17 protein-coding genes are annotated in these 15,259 nt (G+C 59.2%); 4 read left to right on the top strand and 13 right to left on the bottom strand.

The features are described from left to right. Positions 1 to 54 precede the first annotated feature (54 nt). Complete coding sequence (locus AC3A43_RS03720; protein ID WP_487791188.1) at positions 55 to 261, top strand: cold-shock protein; 207 nt, start codon at positions 55 to 57, stop codon at positions 259 to 261. A 291-nt stretch (positions 262 to 552) separates the two neighbouring features. Continuing rightward, a complete protein-coding gene (locus AC3A43_RS03715) occupies positions 553 to 780 on the top strand; it encodes a hypothetical protein (RefSeq protein ID WP_487791187.1) in 228 nt (75 codons plus the stop codon). A 59-nt stretch (positions 781 to 839) separates the two neighbouring features. On the opposite strand, the gene AC3A43_RS03710 is transcribed toward AC3A43_RS03715, so the two are convergent. The 5 genes from AC3A43_RS03710 to AC3A43_RS03690 form a co-directional block, all read right to left on the bottom strand. Next, positions 840 to 1,217 carry a response regulator gene (locus AC3A43_RS03710; RefSeq protein ID WP_487791186.1) on the bottom strand — a complete coding sequence of 126 codons (378 nt, stop codon included), beginning with the start codon at positions 1,215 to 1,217 and terminating at the stop codon, positions 840 to 842. Positions 1,218 to 1,426: 209 nt separating this feature from the next. Beyond that, the gene (locus tag AC3A43_RS03705; RefSeq protein ID WP_487791185.1) at positions 1,427 to 1,684 is read right to left on the bottom strand and encodes a hypothetical protein; all 258 of its coding nucleotides are present in this window, start codon (positions 1,682 to 1,684) and stop codon (positions 1,427 to 1,429) included. A 120-nt stretch (positions 1,685 to 1,804) separates the two neighbouring features. Continuing rightward, positions 1,805 to 2,158, bottom strand: coding sequence for a DUF6481 family protein (locus AC3A43_RS03700; protein WP_487791184.1), 354 nt, complete (start codon positions 2,156 to 2,158; stop codon positions 1,805 to 1,807). Between the two features lie 215 nt (positions 2,159 to 2,373). Continuing rightward, positions 2,374 to 2,640: a translation initiation factor IF-1 gene (gene infA / locus AC3A43_RS03695; RefSeq protein WP_487791183.1), complete on the bottom strand. Its 267-nt coding sequence runs from the start codon at positions 2,638 to 2,640 to the stop codon at positions 2,374 to 2,376. Between the two features lie 304 nt (positions 2,641 to 2,944). Beyond that, entirely contained in the window at positions 2,945 to 3,151 is a 207-nt protein-coding gene (locus AC3A43_RS03690) for a cold-shock protein (protein WP_039580950.1), read from the bottom strand. A 644-nt stretch (positions 3,152 to 3,795) separates the two neighbouring features. Between AC3A43_RS03690 and sciP the strand changes: the two genes are divergently transcribed. Then, entirely contained in the window at positions 3,796 to 4,080 is a 285-nt protein-coding gene (gene sciP, locus AC3A43_RS03685) for a CtrA inhibitor SciP (RefSeq protein ID WP_487791182.1), read from the top strand. Between the two features lie 86 nt (positions 4,081 to 4,166). Here the strand turns inward: sciP and AC3A43_RS03680 are convergent, their stop codons facing one another. Further along, positions 4,167 to 4,541 (bottom strand): glycine zipper 2TM domain-containing protein, encoded by a 375-nt coding sequence (locus AC3A43_RS03680; protein ID WP_487791181.1) that lies wholly within the window; start codon positions 4,539 to 4,541, stop codon positions 4,167 to 4,169. Positions 4,542 to 4,785: 244 nt separating this feature from the next. Continuing rightward, entirely contained in the window at positions 4,786 to 5,511 is a 726-nt protein-coding gene (locus AC3A43_RS03675; RefSeq protein WP_487791180.1) for a hypothetical protein, read from the bottom strand. 566 nt (positions 5,512 to 6,077) lie between these two features. Between AC3A43_RS03675 and AC3A43_RS03670 the strand changes: the two genes are divergently transcribed. Beyond that, positions 6,078 to 6,272: a hypothetical protein gene (locus AC3A43_RS03670; protein WP_487791179.1), complete on the top strand. Its 195-nt coding sequence runs from the start codon at positions 6,078 to 6,080 to the stop codon at positions 6,270 to 6,272. Positions 6,273 to 6,316: 44 nt separating this feature from the next. Here AC3A43_RS03670 and AC3A43_RS03665 read toward each other — a convergent pair whose 3' ends face one another. The 6 genes from AC3A43_RS03665 to AC3A43_RS03640 form a co-directional block, all read right to left on the bottom strand. Next, on the bottom strand, positions 6,317 to 6,592 hold the full coding sequence (locus AC3A43_RS03665; protein WP_487791178.1) for an HU family DNA-binding protein: 276 nt from the start codon (positions 6,590 to 6,592) through the stop codon (positions 6,317 to 6,319). Between the two features lie 263 nt (positions 6,593 to 6,855). Next, positions 6,856 to 7,566, bottom strand: a complete 711-nt coding sequence (locus AC3A43_RS03660; RefSeq protein ID WP_487791177.1) for a TorF family putative porin — start codon at positions 7,564 to 7,566, stop codon at positions 6,856 to 6,858. 1 nt (position 7,567) lies between these two features. Then, positions 7,568 to 9,484 (bottom strand): sensor histidine kinase, encoded by a 1,917-nt coding sequence (locus AC3A43_RS03655; RefSeq protein WP_487791176.1) that lies wholly within the window; start codon positions 9,482 to 9,484, stop codon positions 7,568 to 7,570. Continuing rightward, positions 9,481 to 11,343, bottom strand: a complete 1,863-nt coding sequence (locus AC3A43_RS03650) for a GGDEF/EAL domain-containing response regulator (RefSeq protein ID WP_487791175.1) — start codon at positions 11,341 to 11,343, stop codon at positions 9,481 to 9,483. Before AC3A43_RS03650 ends, AC3A43_RS03655 begins: the two co-directional genes overlap by 4 nt. A 449-nt stretch (positions 11,344 to 11,792) precedes the next feature. Further along, entirely contained in the window at positions 11,793 to 12,512 is a 720-nt protein-coding gene (locus AC3A43_RS03645; RefSeq protein ID WP_487791174.1) for a hypothetical protein, read from the bottom strand. Positions 12,513 to 12,757: 245 nt separating this feature from the next. After that, positions 12,758 to 15,196 carry a bifunctional diguanylate cyclase/phosphodiesterase gene (locus AC3A43_RS03640; protein ID WP_487791173.1) on the bottom strand — a complete coding sequence of 813 codons (2,439 nt, stop codon included), beginning with the start codon at positions 15,194 to 15,196 and terminating at the stop codon, positions 12,758 to 12,760. Between the last annotated feature and the right edge of the window lie 63 nt (positions 15,197 to 15,259).

Genomic DNA, 15,259 nt, shown 5'->3' with positions numbered 1-15,259 from the left:
TCGCCGGTGCATATGCCGGTGGAATTCCTGTTTTCGTTTGAAAGGAAACATCCCATGCCGATCGGCACCGTCAAATTCTTCAATACCGACAAGGGCTATGGCTTCATCGCCAATGAGAATGGCTCGGGCGACAGCTTTGTCCATGCCACCGCCGTCGAGCGCGCCGGAATGGCGACGCTCAACAAGGACGAGCGCATTTCTTATGAGCTGGAAACCGGCCGCGATGGCAAGATCTCGGCGGTCAATCTCCAGCACGCCTGATGATTGGCCAAGGGTTGCGCTCTCATTCATGAGTGTAAGCAGAAGACCGTTTTCGAGCCATGCCCGCGATATGGCCGATGGCTGATCCCGATAAGCGGAACGGTTGCAGCGCTGCCGCACCCGTTCCGCAGCGGATGCGCCGAAGCGTGGTCAACGCTCTCTGTCCCGCGCCTGCCGCTGGCCGACAATCATATGCCGCTTGGCCTCGGCGACCCGCATTAGACGTTCTCGCGACGTGCGCGCCGGAAATCCTGATTTATGACATATCAATTAATCTGAGAGGAATCTGCAATGTCTGCGACAAGTGACTTCTACCAAGCTCAGGCCGATAAATGCACGGCCGATGCCACCGCGTCCAAGCTGACACAGGTCCGCGACCGCAACCTTCGCGCGGCGATCGCATGGGGCGAGATGGCGCAGCGCGCGGTTCAAACCGAGAGCGCGCGTGACAGCCGCGAACGCGTCGCCGAAGCCGCACGCGATGCGCGCGCCGCTGCCGGCATGGCTTATCTCGCCTGATCGAGCCCGCTATGGCCGTCGACACGGTCTTCGGAAGGGTGGCGTGGCGATCCGAGTATTCAGATCGTGCGCGGCTGGACACTTTTCTCCATGAGCCGCTCCACGATTTCGAGAAGCGCCGCGGTGGCATAAGGTTTTGCCATAAAAGCATCTGCGGGGTCGGATTCCTCGGCTAGCAGGTGCCCTGAGCAAACAATGACGCAGCGCGCCGGATCTAACACCTTGGAGCGGCGCGCAAGTTCCATGCCGTCGATGGCACCGGGCATGCGAACGTCGGTAACGATCAGATCGATCGCTTGGCCAGACAGAAGGATTGCCAACCCTTCTTCGCCGTCGCGCGCCTCCACAACCAGGTATCCGGCGTCTCTCAGGACGTCGGTAAGAACGAAGCGGATAAGAAACTCGTCTTCTGCTACGAGTATGGTCTGATTTCCCACTGCGGTCCTTTGCCCAAACCAGACTGGACTAGCCCGGGTGGGCTCGCACGCCGTCCGCGATGGGATCCACTCGCAACGCGAAGCAGAAACCTAAGGTTCCAAATGGGCGCAAACCAAGGCTCTGCAGACCTTGATTAGCGAGCCTGCCCGAGCCCATAGCGCCGGAGTATGAGCGTTGCCCCTGCTCGAACGCGCCTGCCCCGCCCCCGTTATTCAGGTTCCATGACCACCGCAAACAGTCGGTCAAGGTTTGCCTGAAGGTCCTGGACCTCTGGGTTTTCGGCATATTTAGGTAGCCCGAGTGGCAAGCTCATGCTCTCATACATGGCCGATGCCTCAGCGTCGGTCAGGAGGCCCCGCTTGCGCAGGATGTTGGCGAGGCTGACAATTCCATTGATCGCGGAAACGTCCGACGCCTCGTGAGCCTCAATGAGGTTCATCGCGACAAGGCTGGGAATATCATTCATCTGGAATCCTTTTATTCCCGGCTCTCACCACGAAAGAGCGGTTGACGGATCTGGCAGGGCTGAAGAAATGACAGTGGCCCCTGTCACCATCCGGCGAAGATCGCCGCGACGGGATAATCTTCAGGATCGTCGCGTCTTGCGCGCCTTGCGCGCCGCGTACCGTACATCTCGCGCCGATTTCAATTCAGCCTCATCAAGGACCCGCGGCGGCTCGGCAAGTGCTGCCTCAGCCGCGAAACGAGCCTCTTCACGCCTGGCCAAATCCTTGGTGGCCTGAACGGCCTTCTTCGCCTCTTGAGCCGCGGCGCGTTTGATCTGCTGCGCATCATCCTTGGCGGCTCGCTCTGCGATGCGGCGATCTCGTTCAGCGGGATCGACAGCAGCTCTGCTGTTCATCTGCTTGAGCGCCTTGTTTTTCGCATTTTGCGCGACCGCCATGCGGTCCTGAAAACTCGGTTCTTTGTAGCCTTGCATTATGGGGTCCTCCCCGTTTGCAGTCGCATTCAGTCGACCATCGCGGCCACGAGAAGGCGAAGATCTTCGGTAGCCAACTGGCCCGTGCCATTGTTTTGCGTAGAGGCACGGCGGTTCGAGCCGGTGTTGGTGAAAATTTTGGTCATGCGAAAGCCGCAGCGACCCGCGTTTGAATTATGCATATTGTCCTCGTCCGTGGCCTTGGCCGCGCTTGTCTATTTTCTGAAATTCGTGCGCCGTTTCGCGGCACCAGCCTGGCTGGCGTCGCGCTCACGAAAAACGATCCGACCCTTGGTGAGATCGTAGGGCGTCATTTCGAGATGCACCCGGTCGCCGACAACCGAGCGGATGCGAAATTTGCGCATCTTGCCGGCCGTATAAGCAATGATCTTGTGCTCGTTATCGAGCCGAACGGCGAAGCGTCCATCGGGAAGAATTTCCTCAATGATGCCTTCAATCGTCAGCAGTTCTTCTTTTGCCAAAGGCTTTTAATTCCGAAAGGGCTGCCCCGCTTCGCTTGTCACGCTATGAGCGGTTACGATGCGGGCAAGCGTGATGCCGATGCTCGACACGAAAGGGGGATTGCTCCCGCGCCCGACGTCACCGAGATAGTTGTTAGACGTCTCATCGATCGTTGTTGGCGCGGCCGGAGGGCCGTTCGCCTAAACCAAATGAGGGCGTGCCACGCATGGCGGATTTTCGGCCATCACTCGCCCACGTCATAGGCGACATCGCTGAGGCACATATAAATGGCGGCGGACGCTCATGCAGCCCGCCGCCAAGAGATCATGCAGCCTGGAGGTTCACTGCCGAGGTCTTGCCTCGCTGATCGGTCTCCAGTTCGTACGATACGCTCTGATCTTTTTGGAGGGTACTCATACCGGCACGTTCAACGGCCGAGATGTGCACGAATGCATCCTGGCCGCCGTCGTTCGGCGCGATAAAGCCATAGCCCTTGTCGGCGTTAAAAAATTTCACAGTTCCGGTAGTCATATGGGTATCCTTTATCCCAAGTATGACGGGCATACGCCAACAGCGGCGCATCCCGGCTTCAATAGTGCTAGAAAGGGATAAAGGGGTGGCATAAAGCTGCCGATTATCCGTCGCATGCGACGTAAGCACAGGCTTAGTAACAGCATATTCGAAAAATAAAAGCGAATTCCAGATTTTAACAGAACGGCGATCCGTGTATTTGCGCGAAAGGGCGGGCGGTATCCGCAGATTAGCGCCAGAATTTGCCCGATATGTCGATTATTATCCGGCTGGAAAGGGCATGAATTGCCGTGCGGGCAGAGGCTTGGACACGCCTTAGCGCAACCCCGGTGACAGGATAGCGCGGTCCAAACAGGCGGAAGCACTTGAGATTCGCAATTGCACTGCCGACTAACCGCAATCATGCGCGTCGTCGCCCTACCCCTACACGGCAAAAGTTGGCCGTTTTCAGACGTTCCGCTTTTTGTCGAAAATCAAGGAAAGCAGACACGCCGCGACACATTGTCGGTCGCGGCAGTACCCCTAATGCGATCAACCGTTGGTCGCATCGATCCGCAGATGGCAAGATTTTGTTAACCTTATCGGCGCAGTTTTATTGCGGGGGGCATGCAAGCGGCTTCAGCCGTGCGAATGGAGAGTTCGCGGTGCTCGATTTAAAGATAAAGCCGACATCGGTCTCCGGACCGCTGGGCCCGGTCACACTGGACGATTTACCATCGTCCTCGACAACCTATTGGACGGCTCGCCGCAAGGCCGAGGTTCTGTCGGCGATAGACGGTGGGCTATTGGACTTCGAAGAAGCCTGCGAGCAATATCGTCTCAGCCGCGAGGAGCTTGCCGCATGGCGGCGAATGCTCGATCGTGCTGGGGTGCCCGGTCTCCGTATTACAAACAGGCAGCGCCTTCGTGATCAGTATATTTTTGAATAGACAATGGGTGCGGCGCGTTCCCCACAGCGCGCGGCACCAAGAGGGCGGCGCGGGCAGACTGGTCCCTCCCGCGCCGCCCATTCAGTTCAGCGGCATTTGAGTTCACCGCGATCGATGGCGCGCCCCAATAAACCGCCGCCGGCCGCGCCAATGATCGTCCCGACCGTCCGGTCGCGGCCGCCATCGAGCTCGCGTCCAACGAGCGCGCCAACGGCGGCGCCGATGATCAGCCCGGTCGTGCCATTGTCGCGGCGACAGTAATAACGTCCATCCTTCGCTCGCCAGATGCGGTCGTTTTGCGACAGACGACGCGGCTCATAATATCGGCCAGACCCGTCGTACAGCCCGCGATCCTTGGCGCGCTTGCCATGTGCGGGCGCCCAAGGCGGCGGGTCGGCAAGTGCCGGAGCACTGGGGATGGCAACGGCCGCGAGAACCGCGGCAGCAATATATTTCTTCATGGCCCGTCTCCTTCTTTGAACGCAGAGCGATAATCCTGACGGGCCTAACGACGGCTGAACGAGACATTCATGAGCAAGCATGGATCGCCGACATTGGCCTTTGCCCTGATGGGCATTGCGCCGGGGCTGACAAAAGCCGCGGTTCGGACCGCCAGCTCTCTCGGAGTAAACGAGATGCTCCACGTTCTCCAACACAATTGATAATCCCGGCCGGCCCTGCGACCGGACGGGAATATCGTGAGGCTTATCGGTTCATCGCGTGAATGCGGACCACGGCCTGGGTTCTTGCATCGATCTGATAAATCTGCCGTCCGTCCGAGCGAAAATAGCTTTGGTCGGTGTCGCGGTACCGGTCGCGATATTCATAAGGAACGCCGTAAAGATCCGACGGCGCGCGCTGCCCAACCTCCAATGTTGCAGAATTTCGACCCAACACGCCGTCGATCACGCCGCCGAGTCCGCCGCGCTGTTCGGGCTCGCGGTATCTGTCATCGCTATCGTCGTACCTGTTATCGTCGCGATCATATCCGCGCCCATTGTCCCGGTCGCCGTCCCGATCATCATAGCGGTCGTCGTCACCCCCACTCTGGTGATCCCAGTCGTCGTAGCTTCCCCGCGCGCCAGTGTCGGCTTGGCGCACTTCCTGCCGGAGCGAGCGCAACCGCCTCTGGAGATCCTGCCGTTCCTCGTTGTTCAGGCCGTTTCGATTATAGCGGCGCTCCAGTTGGGTTAGCGAGCGGAGGGAGGAGCGCAGTGACAGGGCTTCGCGGCGGCTGATCGCGCCCGATTGGACGCCTGTCTCGATGCGTTCGCGCAACTGCTCGATGCGGGCAGACATGTTTCCGCGGCCACCGTCGTCATCGCGATAGCTTCCGGGCCGGTCGTGATACCGATTGTCCGGAGTCTGCGCAGCCGCAGGGCCCGTTATCGCCGCGGCCGAAATGGCCAGGCTTAATAGAAAGGTTTTCATCTGATTTCTCCACACGGCCCCCAAGCATGCCGCCCTTGAGCGCCCCAGATATTGTCTCAATCCTGAATGGATTATTCAGAAATCATTCACAACTTTTAAAGAGCCTATCTTTTATTTTGGAATACGTGATAACATTCGTACAATACTATAAAATATGCGAAATACACTCTAAAATATTGGAAGTTTCGGGAACTTCAGACGCCGTTTCGCGTACCGCATCCAACTCCATCTCCTGAGACTGCATGTCTCACAGCTCTCGGGAGATGGAGCCGACAACCTGCGCGACTGGGAACGTCGAGGAACTACTGCCGCTAAACGTCCTGCCGTGCTTCTCGTTCGCAGGCAGTACCATTGCATGGGCTGCTCGACCTACATCGTGATCTGGCCGCGTGTTGCCGAGCGGGTTTCAGGCGTAGATTTTTCGGGCCAATCGTCCAGCGAAGGCGAGATGCGAGCAATGTCCTCACGTAGCGCTCACGCGGGAACCAAAAAGCTCGTCGCGGATTCCCCGGCAGCGCGGTGACCCGGCCCTGGCCGACAATCGCACTGCAGATGCGGAGGTGGCGATGCAAACTAGATATCTGTTGTTGGTCCCGGCGCTGGTATCGATCGCGGGATGCAGCGAAAAGATCGAAGCTCAGGAAAAAGATCCGCAGCCGAGCGAAATCAGGGCGTCGCCCGTGCGAGACGACGAGGCGGCTAACGCCTCAGAGGAACAAGAGACCGACCTCAAACTTCGCTCGCCGGTCGGTCTCGATTGAAAGATTTGTCCCGCCGGCGAACACCGACGGGACCTCTTTCCGATTTAGCCGTTCAGGCGATCCTTGACGGCCTTGGCCGGACCGAAGGTCAGCTTTTTCGCCGCCTTGATCTGGATCGTTTCGCCTGTCGATGGGTTGCGCCCTTCGCGCGCGGGTGTGGCCTTGATTTTGAACTTTCCGAATCCGTTGACCGAAACTTCGTCTCCCTTTGCGGCGGCATCGGTAATCGCGGCGAAAACAGCGTCCACCGCCTTCTTGGCCTCCGCCTTGCTCAAGCTAAGCGATGCTGCAACGCTATCCGACAGTTCGGCGTGGTTCATACGTATCTCCATAGGTCAGCCGGGATCATTCCCGCGCCGGAGCGCCGCTATAGCGGTTGTGCGGGATTTCACCATTTTGGGAACGCGGCGGTTGGACGGTGCTCCTTCACTTCGTGGCAGTTTGCCAAACGTGGCCGGTCTCGGATCGCCTGGTCCTAGGCGCGAACCCGGTAGCGGACATTCATTTGGGATTTAACCCGCCGCTAATCGTCGAAGAAATTACTGGCCCCCGTATATAATGGAGGCTCGTTAGCGACAGCAGTTTAAAAAGTCGCGGAGACGGAAGCCACCATGCTTGGTTCACCGAGGCGATCTCCGAATGTTCGGCTTGTATCAACGTAGGCGAGACCCAGCAGAAAACGGTCCGCCCGGCCGCTTACCCCCACCGACCAGTCCAGCTTTCTGTTGCCGAACGCGCCGTCTTCGACTCCAAAGTTGCCGGAAAGCGTGAGCAGCTCGCCGAATAGAGGAACGCTCGCATCCAGACCGGTATAGAGGTTATCTTCGCCCCCGATATGTCGTTGGCGGGGCGCATATGAGACCGTAGCTCCGAGCTCCGCCGAGCCAAAGGAACGCCCTAGGCGCAGGGCTACCTCACCATAATTGTCGCCCGCTGCGCCGGGATAGATATAGTATGCCGCTTGAGCGTCTGCGTTGAACGCCCCGAATTCAGCATAATAACCGACGGTGACCTGGGTCTCGATATCGGACCCTCCGTTATCGGCAATCGTGGAACCCCAGAACCGGGTGTAGACCCCGCTATCGTGGCTTACCGAGAATTCAGCCTGCAACGCGGGTTTTTTGTTGCTCAGCGACAACCCACGGTAGCGATAGTCAGAGACGGCGGATAAAGTGAATGACGCGTCCAGCGTGTCGGTATCGACCGCCGTTTCTTCAGCCCAAACGGCTGCGGGGAATGACATCACGAGCAAGGCCACAATCGCTACGCCGCGAATATTGCCGACACGCGCCACGTCAGGCGGCATTCGCGACTGAAGATTGATCCTCAGCTAAAGGCTGATCTGCAACAGCGAGCTTAAATGTCGCGAGCGGTAACAAAATCTCCGCGGTCGATCCCTTCCCGCTGCCCTCGCTGGACAATCTGATCGAGCCTCCGCACGCGTTTAGCGTGTTGGCGCACCAATGGAGGCCAATGCCGCCCTGCTTCTTGCCGCGGCCCGAGTGGCCTCGCTCAAATATCGAAGCCGCGCTATCCGGGGGAAAGCCGTCGCCATTGTCCTTTATGACCACGCGGACGAGGCGGTCGGAAACCTGGTCACGCGCTGCCTTGATCAGAATTTCGCCGTGGCTCCGAGCCGTCGCTGCAATGGCCTCGACAGCGTTAGTCAATAAATTGTCGATGATCTGCGCCAGCAGCACGCGCGGCAAAGCCACCCGGAACCGTTCGTCGGTGGCAAATTCAACGGTCACATCAGCCACGGAGCTGTGCCGGGCAATCGCGCAGGACGCGCCAATCACGGAGGTGAGGTCGCATTCAGCCGGTGCCTCGCCGCCGGCGGAGCCGAACGATTGGGCGGACGTGATCGCTTCATCGACATGACCGACACTGCGGAGCGCTTCATGCACATCGCAGCGGTGCTGTGCCAAGTCGGTCTGAAGCTTAACGAATGCCGCCTTCACGAACGCCAGCAGCTTGGCGCGCCGATCCAGGGGCATCTGATCTTGCTCAAGCTCGTCCAGCGCGCGTCTGACGTTAGACTCCGCAGGAAACTGGAGCCGCTGATCAAGCTTGCCCAGAATAGCCTGGACCGGGCTGATGGCGTTGCGGACATTGTGCATGATGTCGGTCGCACTGTCGTTCTTGCCGATCGCAAAGCTCTGCGCTTCAACTCTCGAACGGAGGCTCTCCAGTTCGTCCGTCATGAGGTTGAATTCACGGTATAGCGCTCCGAGCTCGTCGCGGCGTTCATCCTCATAGTGGGCGAGATCGCCGCTCCGCGATATTCGAGACACATGCGCCTGGAAAGCCGCGACCGGGCGAATGAGGACGGCGCGCAAGCGCCAGTTGAGCAGGATGATCATGATGGTCAGCAAGAGTCCCACGCCTCCCATGGTAATCCAGAGGAGATTCAATCCCTCCTGATGAAGGGAACGCGGCACGGAGAAGTGAACGGCCGCCCCGGCGGCGCCACCAATATTTTCGATCGGCTCGACGATCATCACTCGTTCCGCCGTTTGCGTGACAACAGGCGCATCGTGTGGCGCGTTGACACGAATGCGGGCAGGAAGTTGCAAGGCTTCTGCGATGTCCGCGTCCTTCAGCTCCTTGCCCATGACGAGATAACCTAGCGGCGGCCCAGATTCATCGCTTCGGAATATCTGGGCGGCGGCAATCACGAGCGTCCGATCCTCGACCTGCACGAAGCCGGTCTTGGTTGCTGCGTCGCGCATCGCCTTGGCGAAAGCAGGAGCCATGATTGTCCGCTCGAACGCGGCGGCAGCCGCAGCGTCGGATCTTCCCGATCCGAGATCGAAATAGACAGTCTTTCGAAACGAACCGTCGAACCGCACCAAGCTCATGCCGGAAATTTCGATATTCTGCATCGAACTCAAGTTCAGATTGCCGGACTCGTAGTCCGCGCTGGGCGAAGCTAGATAATCATAACTTTCATCCCAGACGGCCCAGTCAAGCGCACGCGTCAGAGCTGTCTGCTCGAAGCCGTCGAGCATCGATTTGGTGCGTTCGACATGCCCATCGATTTCCTTCTGCTCAAGCTGCGAGAAACGGTGGTCGATGACGCTTCCAAGCAGAAGCAGAATGGCAGCGAGTCCAACAAGGCTGTATGCAAAAAGATTGAGGCCAAGTCGCCGCCCGAGGGAGCCGGAAAAGAAACGGGCAAGCGTCTCTCGGAGCCCCTCAAGCCGGTTCAACGAACCGCTCTTGCCGAATAGGGGGAGCTATCCGCCACGACGCGCCGGTCCGCGTCGCGATAGGCCAGATAATATTCATTGGCCTCTGCAAGCGGCACGCCCTTGCCGAACAAATAGCCCTGCATATGCGAGCAACCGATCAGCCGAAGAGCCTGGCACTGCATGTCGGTTTCAACGCCTTCCGCGGTGACGCTGAGGCCAAGGCCCCGCGCGAGATGCGTGATCGCGTTGACGATCGCGGCAGATTCGGACTCGGTGCCCAGACCATCGACAAAGCTTTTGTCGATCTTGATGCAGTCGATCGCGAAATTCTTCACGCTCAGGAGGTTGGAATAGCCGGTCCCGAAGTCGTCCAAGGCCACACGGAAGCCAAGCGACTGGAGTGTGGACAGGGTCGAAGAGGCGCGATCAATGTCCTCGAACATCGCTGTTTCAGTCACTTCGATCTGAATGCGCTCAAAAGGCACAGCCAGGCTGCGAGCCGCAGAGCAAATATTCTCGACAAAATCCGTTCGTTTGAACTGCGCAGCCGAGAAGTTGATCGACACGATGAACTCGGGCCAGCCGAGACTGTCGGTCAGCGCCTGCCGAAGGATCCAGTCCCCCAGCTCATGAATAAGACCGGTCTCCTCGGCGATCGGAATGAACACCGCCGGCGGTATTTCCCCATGGAGCGGGCTTTGCCAGCGCAGAAGCGCCTCGAACCCAATCGCGACCAGGCTGTCGCGCTCGATAATCGGTTGATAGTGGACCGTGAGCTCGTCGTTGGCGACAGCCAGACGAAGTGCCGATTCGACGGTCTGCCGAAACTGCGTGCTCGCATCGAGCGCAGCGTCGAACCGGCAATATTGCTGCCTGCCGCGACGCTTCGCTTCGTACAACGCGATGTCGGCAAAACGCAGCACATCGTTTGCGTCCCGGCCGATGAAGTCCGCAAGCCAGATCATCCCGATCGAAGCGCCGATCTGCACGCTGTTGCCGAATATGATCATCGTCCGAGCGCATCGGCCGATGATCCGCTGGCAGAGCTCCTCCGCAGCCTCGACCGTTTCAGCCTCGATCGCGACTCCGAATTCGTCACCGCCCAACCTCGCGACAAGCGTGCCAGCAGGCACCTCCTCGCGGATGGCTTCATAGACGGTTTGCAGCAAATGGTCCCCGGCCCCGTGACCGAAAGTGTCGTTGACCACCTTGAACCGATCCAGATCGATCAGAGCGAGCGCGAAGCGCTTATCCTGCGTCTGCACCTTGGCGTTGAGATGTTGCTGGAAGGCGAGCCGATTTGGAGCGCCGGTGAGGAAGTCATGGAGTGCCGCGTGCCTTGCTCGTGCTTCGCTCTCGGCGAGCTCGTCGATCTTCTTGTGGAGGAGCGACACCTGCTGGGCGTCGACCTCCCATCGACGCGATAATGCGACTGCCATCTGCTGGATTTCGTCCGCGGCAAAAGGCTTTGAAATGTAGAATATCTTGTCCGGTGGCCCGGCAACCAGCGATATGTCGGTCACATTGTGATCCGAATAAGCGGATACGATCACAAGGTTGATATTGGCATCGATGGCGCGAATACGCTGCGCGGTCTCCTTGCCGTCGATACCGGGCGGCATTCTGATGTCGAGAAAGGCGACCTGAAACGGTCGTCCGCTCGCAAGCGCAGCTTCCACCTCCGCGACGCCGTCCACACCTTGTCGGCAATAGGTTATTGCAGCAGCGAGCGCAGGAGACCGATTTGGAGCAGCGTCGTCAAACAGCGCGTCGGCGAGCGCGTCTAAATCGGAGGCAGGGTCGACCGGATCGGAAGCAAGAATGTGCCGATAGGCATCCAGAACCGCTTGTTCGTCATCGATTATAAGAATTCGCATGGCCCACGTTACGCACCCAAGTCTTAAATTTTGAGCCTATGATCCATGTTAAGGAGCGCAAGCGCGGGAGGGCACCCCCCAACCGATTATCGCAACAAGGCATGGGTGATCGGAACCGCTCCGGACAAGCATCTCGCTGCCGGACCGGGACACGAGGAAGGGTCCCACCGGGGGTGGGACCCTTCCGTCCTCTTGGTATGGCTACGCTAGAGGAGCCCCTCAAACTTCCCGGGTCGCCAGGTCGTAATGAGGTGAGGAATAATTTGAAGCGGCCCGGACGAGTCAAGGCACGCAATACTCGGGACATCTGCACGGGATCGTCGTGATTATTATGTCCCGGCCGCTTCGCATGCCCATCACGTGTCAACAAGCAGCGTCATCCTGGAAACGGCAGGTCTGCAGAGGCAGTAATCACGAGCCAACAAGAAACTTTCCGATATGCGGGTCTGCTACCCGCGACCCGTAATCAAAGGGCTCTGGGGCGAAGGCGCAAATTCATATGGCGGCGCACCCGCGCCCGGCGACCCGCGCGTCACTTCGTTATAAATGGCGAGGCCCAGCGGACTGTGAGCAATCAACGTCATCGCCGTCTGCGATACGGTCATTGCGGCGACACCCAACCACCATGCGGCGTGCACCGAACCCCGGCGCCGGACATCCGACACGATGCCGACGAGCGGCAGAACCATCAAGGCCGCAAACACGGCCCACTCGGCAAACGGGATGAGGAGCGGCATCGGCAGCAGCCGGCCAAACGCTGGTCCGGTGAGAAAAGCCATCGCGCAAAAGAGGAGGCGCCTGTGCCATTCGGTCCGCTTACGAAGTGTGATGGCGGCCGCGACAAGCCCGCCAAAGCAAAGCATCGTCATCGAGTTCATGACCAGAAAATAGGCCGGCTGAAAAAAGAAGGGGACGGTCCCCTGACGCGCCATCGTCATGGTGGTGAAGATACCGACGCCGACCATAACCGCGGCCCAAGCGGCAGCGAGCCAGCCTAGCCGGCGGTGAAGTAGCATCGATCCGCGCGTCACGAGGGCGCTTTGCGTTACATAAATCACGACCCAGCCGAAGAATATGACGGCATGAAAATGAACGAGCGGCGGAGCCGAGAAGCTCGAGCGCCCCATCGCCAGTTGCATGGAAAATCCCGCGACTATGATGGCTGCCATGACGAGCGCCATGAAGAGAAAGAACCGGTCGTCTCGGCCGTAACCGGGCCGCGGGTGTGCAACGGTCGCCAATTGAGCCTCCGAGCGAGGGGAAATCAGGCTTGCACTCTGCCGCGCCGAGCAATTGCTGTCACTCGATATCGCACCTGCCCGAATTATAACGCGAGGACCAGGAACGCCACGAGCAGCAGCATGAAGCTTACAAGCTCACTGCTTTTAAGTCTTCGCTGCACGTCTGTTCGCCCTCAAACAAGATGAAGCGGACGGAGATGACGGCTTGTGTTTACCTGGGCAGTCTCGTTTGCCACGCCGGTATCCTCGCGGTTGGTCCCGTCGTCGCTCCAGGAGCAAATATCTTGGAAATTCTCGATCGGCGCCGGACGTCCGATGAGGTAGCCCTGGGCTTTGTGGCACCCTTTCGCTTTCAGCAGGCGCATCTGCTCCGGCGTCTCCACGCCTTCTGCGACGATCGCCAGGCCGAGGCCTTTGCCAAGTCCAATGATCGCCTTCACGATGACAAGCGCTTCGCTGCTCTCGGTCAGGCCACTGACGAAGGATTGGTCGATTTTGACCTGATCGAACGGAAAAGACCTGAAATATCCGAGTGACGAATAGCCGGTGCCGAAATCGTCCATCGCGATATGAATGCCGAGCGCCTGGAGGGCGCTCAGCGCCGCGACGGCTTTCTCTGGATTGCTGACAAGCATTCCCTCGGTGACCTCAAGTTCGAGACGGTCCGCATCCAAGCCGGTTTTCGCGAGAACACCCCGGACAGTCTCCACGATGTCGCCTTGCGCGATCTGAGCCGGCGAAATATTGACGGCGATCTTGAGCGGCCGCTCCCAACGGACGGCGTCGGCGCAAGCCCGCTCGAGCACGAACGCGCCGATTTCGAGAATAAGCCCGCTTTCCTCAGCAAGGGCAATGAAGTCCGAGGGCGAAACAGCACCGAGAACCGGGTGATCCCAGCGAAGAAGCGCCTCGAACCCCGTTACTCGGCCGGACTCGAGGCAGGCGATGGGCTGATAATGGAGATGGAGCTCGCCATTCTGAACGGCACTTCGAAGATCGGCCTCAAGACGACGCCGCTGAACGAGTTGCTGATCCATTGCGCTGTCGAAGAAGCAATAGGTGCCGCGTCCCTCTGCTTTGGCGCGATAAAGCGCCAGATCCGCCTTTTTGTGCAAATCGTCCGCATCGGCCGCATTGGACGGGAAAAGCGCGATGCCGATGCTCGATCCCAAATGAATTGAGAGTTCGCCGACGCGCATCTCGTTGCCGAGCGTTTCGATGATACGCGCTGCAAGGCTCCCCGCAGCGCTCGGCTGGCCTTCGCGCCGCTGGACGATGGCGAATTCATCGCCGCCCAGGCGCGCAAGAAATTCGTGCTCGGACAGGCATCCGCGTATCCGCCGCGCGGTCTCGATGAGCACCGCGTCGCCGGCCGGATGTCCATGTAAATCGTTCACTGCCTTGAAACGATCGAGATCGAGGCAAAGCAGCGCGATGGGCGCGGTCGCACTAGCTTGCCGTAACGCGCCATCGAGCGCCTGGATGAAAGACAGGCGATTGCCCGCACCGGTCAGCGAATCGTGCGATGCGAGGTGCGCGATCTTCGCCGCCGCCGCTTTACGTTCGGTTATGTCGCGCACGATGATGGACTCGAGCGCGACGCCCCCAATCAAGACCGTCCGGACCGCGGTCTCGACCTCGACGAAGGCTCCGTCGGTTCCCAGCAATTTGGCTTCGAAGAAAGCAGGTCCCAATGCCTGCGTCGGACGGGCTCTATGATCCGGCAATATGTCTGAGATCGCGAGACCGGTCGGGGGCCGCGAAGGATCGTAGCCTGCGATGCACCAGAAGGTCTCGTTTGCATCGACGATCATTTCCCCATCGAGCATGACAAGACCTTCGAGCGCGCTCTGGGTAAAATTCATGAGCCGCTGCTTTTCGTCTTCGGAGGCGCGAGCCATTCGCGCTTCGTAGATCGCGGTCGCGAGCATGACCGCCATCAGCGTCACCACGCCCATCGCGACGAAAACGGTCAGCAAGTTTGCGTCCATCGAAGACGGGGGTAGCCGCACGCTGGTGTCCGCCCGGATCGAAACGGCGGCCATTGAACCAAAATGAATCGCGCAGATAGCAGAAGCGAGAAGGGCCCCCGCTCCGAGCCGTCGACCGCGCCGCGCGGCGAACAGGCGGGCAGCCAGCATGGAGCAAAGCGAACCGATGATGATTGAAACTGCGGCGAGCGGATAATCATAGCTATATCGGCCGGTCGTCTGAAGCGCTGCCATGCCTGTATAGTGCATGGCCGCAATGCCGGCGGCAAACGCGAGGCCAGCGCCCCAGAGGCGACCCGAACTGTGTGAAAATAGCAGGGACCAAGCTGCGTACGTCGCGCCGATCGCTATCAGGATCGATCCTATCGTGGGGCCCGCCAGGAAGACGGTGGGAAGACCGGGCCGGTAAGCCAACATGGCGACGAAGTGGGTCGCCCATATTCCGGTACCCGTGACGAAGGCCAGCAGCAGCATCCAGCCTCGTCCTCGGCGCGCGCCCATTGTGTCAATCTGGGCTGCGAGATGAAAAGCCGTGACGCACGAAACGAGACAGATGGCGGCAGCGAGCAACACCATCGTCCAATCATGCTCAAGCACCAAGCACGCGTAAACCCGCAGCATATCAGTTCCTTCAGCGGCGGACGCTAGAAGAGCAGGGTTAGCGAGGTGTAAAATTCCGGCCAA

This window comes from Sphingopyxis sp. Soil_C_28, assembly GCF_057657055.1.
Note: the sequence above shows the minus strand (reverse complement) of the source record. Positions and strands in the feature narration are given on the sequence as shown.

Excerpts from the sequence above, each read along its gene's own strand:
- AC3A43_RS03700 (WP_487791184.1), bottom strand. The coding sequence starts at position 2,158 with ATGCAAGGCTACAAAGAACCGAGTTTTCAGGACCGCATGGCGGTCGCG.
- AC3A43_RS03720 (WP_487791188.1), top strand. The coding sequence starts at position 55 with ATGCCGATCGGCACCGTCAAATTCTTCAATACCGACAAGGGCTATGGC.
- AC3A43_RS03670 (WP_487791179.1), top strand. The coding sequence starts at position 6,078 with ATGCAAACTAGATATCTGTTGTTGGTCCCGGCGCTGGTATCGATCGCG.
- AC3A43_RS03680 (WP_487791181.1), bottom strand. The coding sequence starts at position 4,541 with ATGAAGAAATATATTGCTGCCGCGGTTCTCGCGGCCGTTGCCATCCCC.
- AC3A43_RS03690 (WP_039580950.1), bottom strand. The coding sequence starts at position 3,151 with ATGACTACCGGAACTGTGAAATTTTTTAACGCCGACAAGGGCTATGGC.
- AC3A43_RS03705 (WP_487791185.1), bottom strand. The coding sequence starts at position 1,684 with ATGAATGATATTCCCAGCCTTGTCGCGATGAACCTCATTGAGGCTCAC.
- AC3A43_RS03645 (WP_487791174.1), bottom strand. The coding sequence starts at position 12,512 with ATGGCAGCCATCATAGTCGCGGGATTTTCCATGCAACTGGCGATGGGG.
- AC3A43_RS03665 (WP_487791178.1), bottom strand. The coding sequence starts at position 6,592 with ATGAACCACGCCGAACTGTCGGATAGCGTTGCAGCATCGCTTAGCTTG.
- AC3A43_RS03715 (WP_487791187.1), top strand. The coding sequence starts at position 553 with ATGTCTGCGACAAGTGACTTCTACCAAGCTCAGGCCGATAAATGCACG.
- AC3A43_RS03675 (WP_487791180.1), bottom strand. The coding sequence starts at position 5,511 with ATGAAAACCTTTCTATTAAGCCTGGCCATTTCGGCCGCGGCGATAACG.
- AC3A43_RS03650 (WP_487791175.1), bottom strand. The coding sequence starts at position 11,343 with ATGCGAATTCTTATAATCGATGACGAACAAGCGGTTCTGGATGCCTAT.
- AC3A43_RS03640 (WP_487791173.1), bottom strand. The coding sequence starts at position 15,196 with ATGCTGCGGGTTTACGCGTGCTTGGTGCTTGAGCATGATTGGACGATG.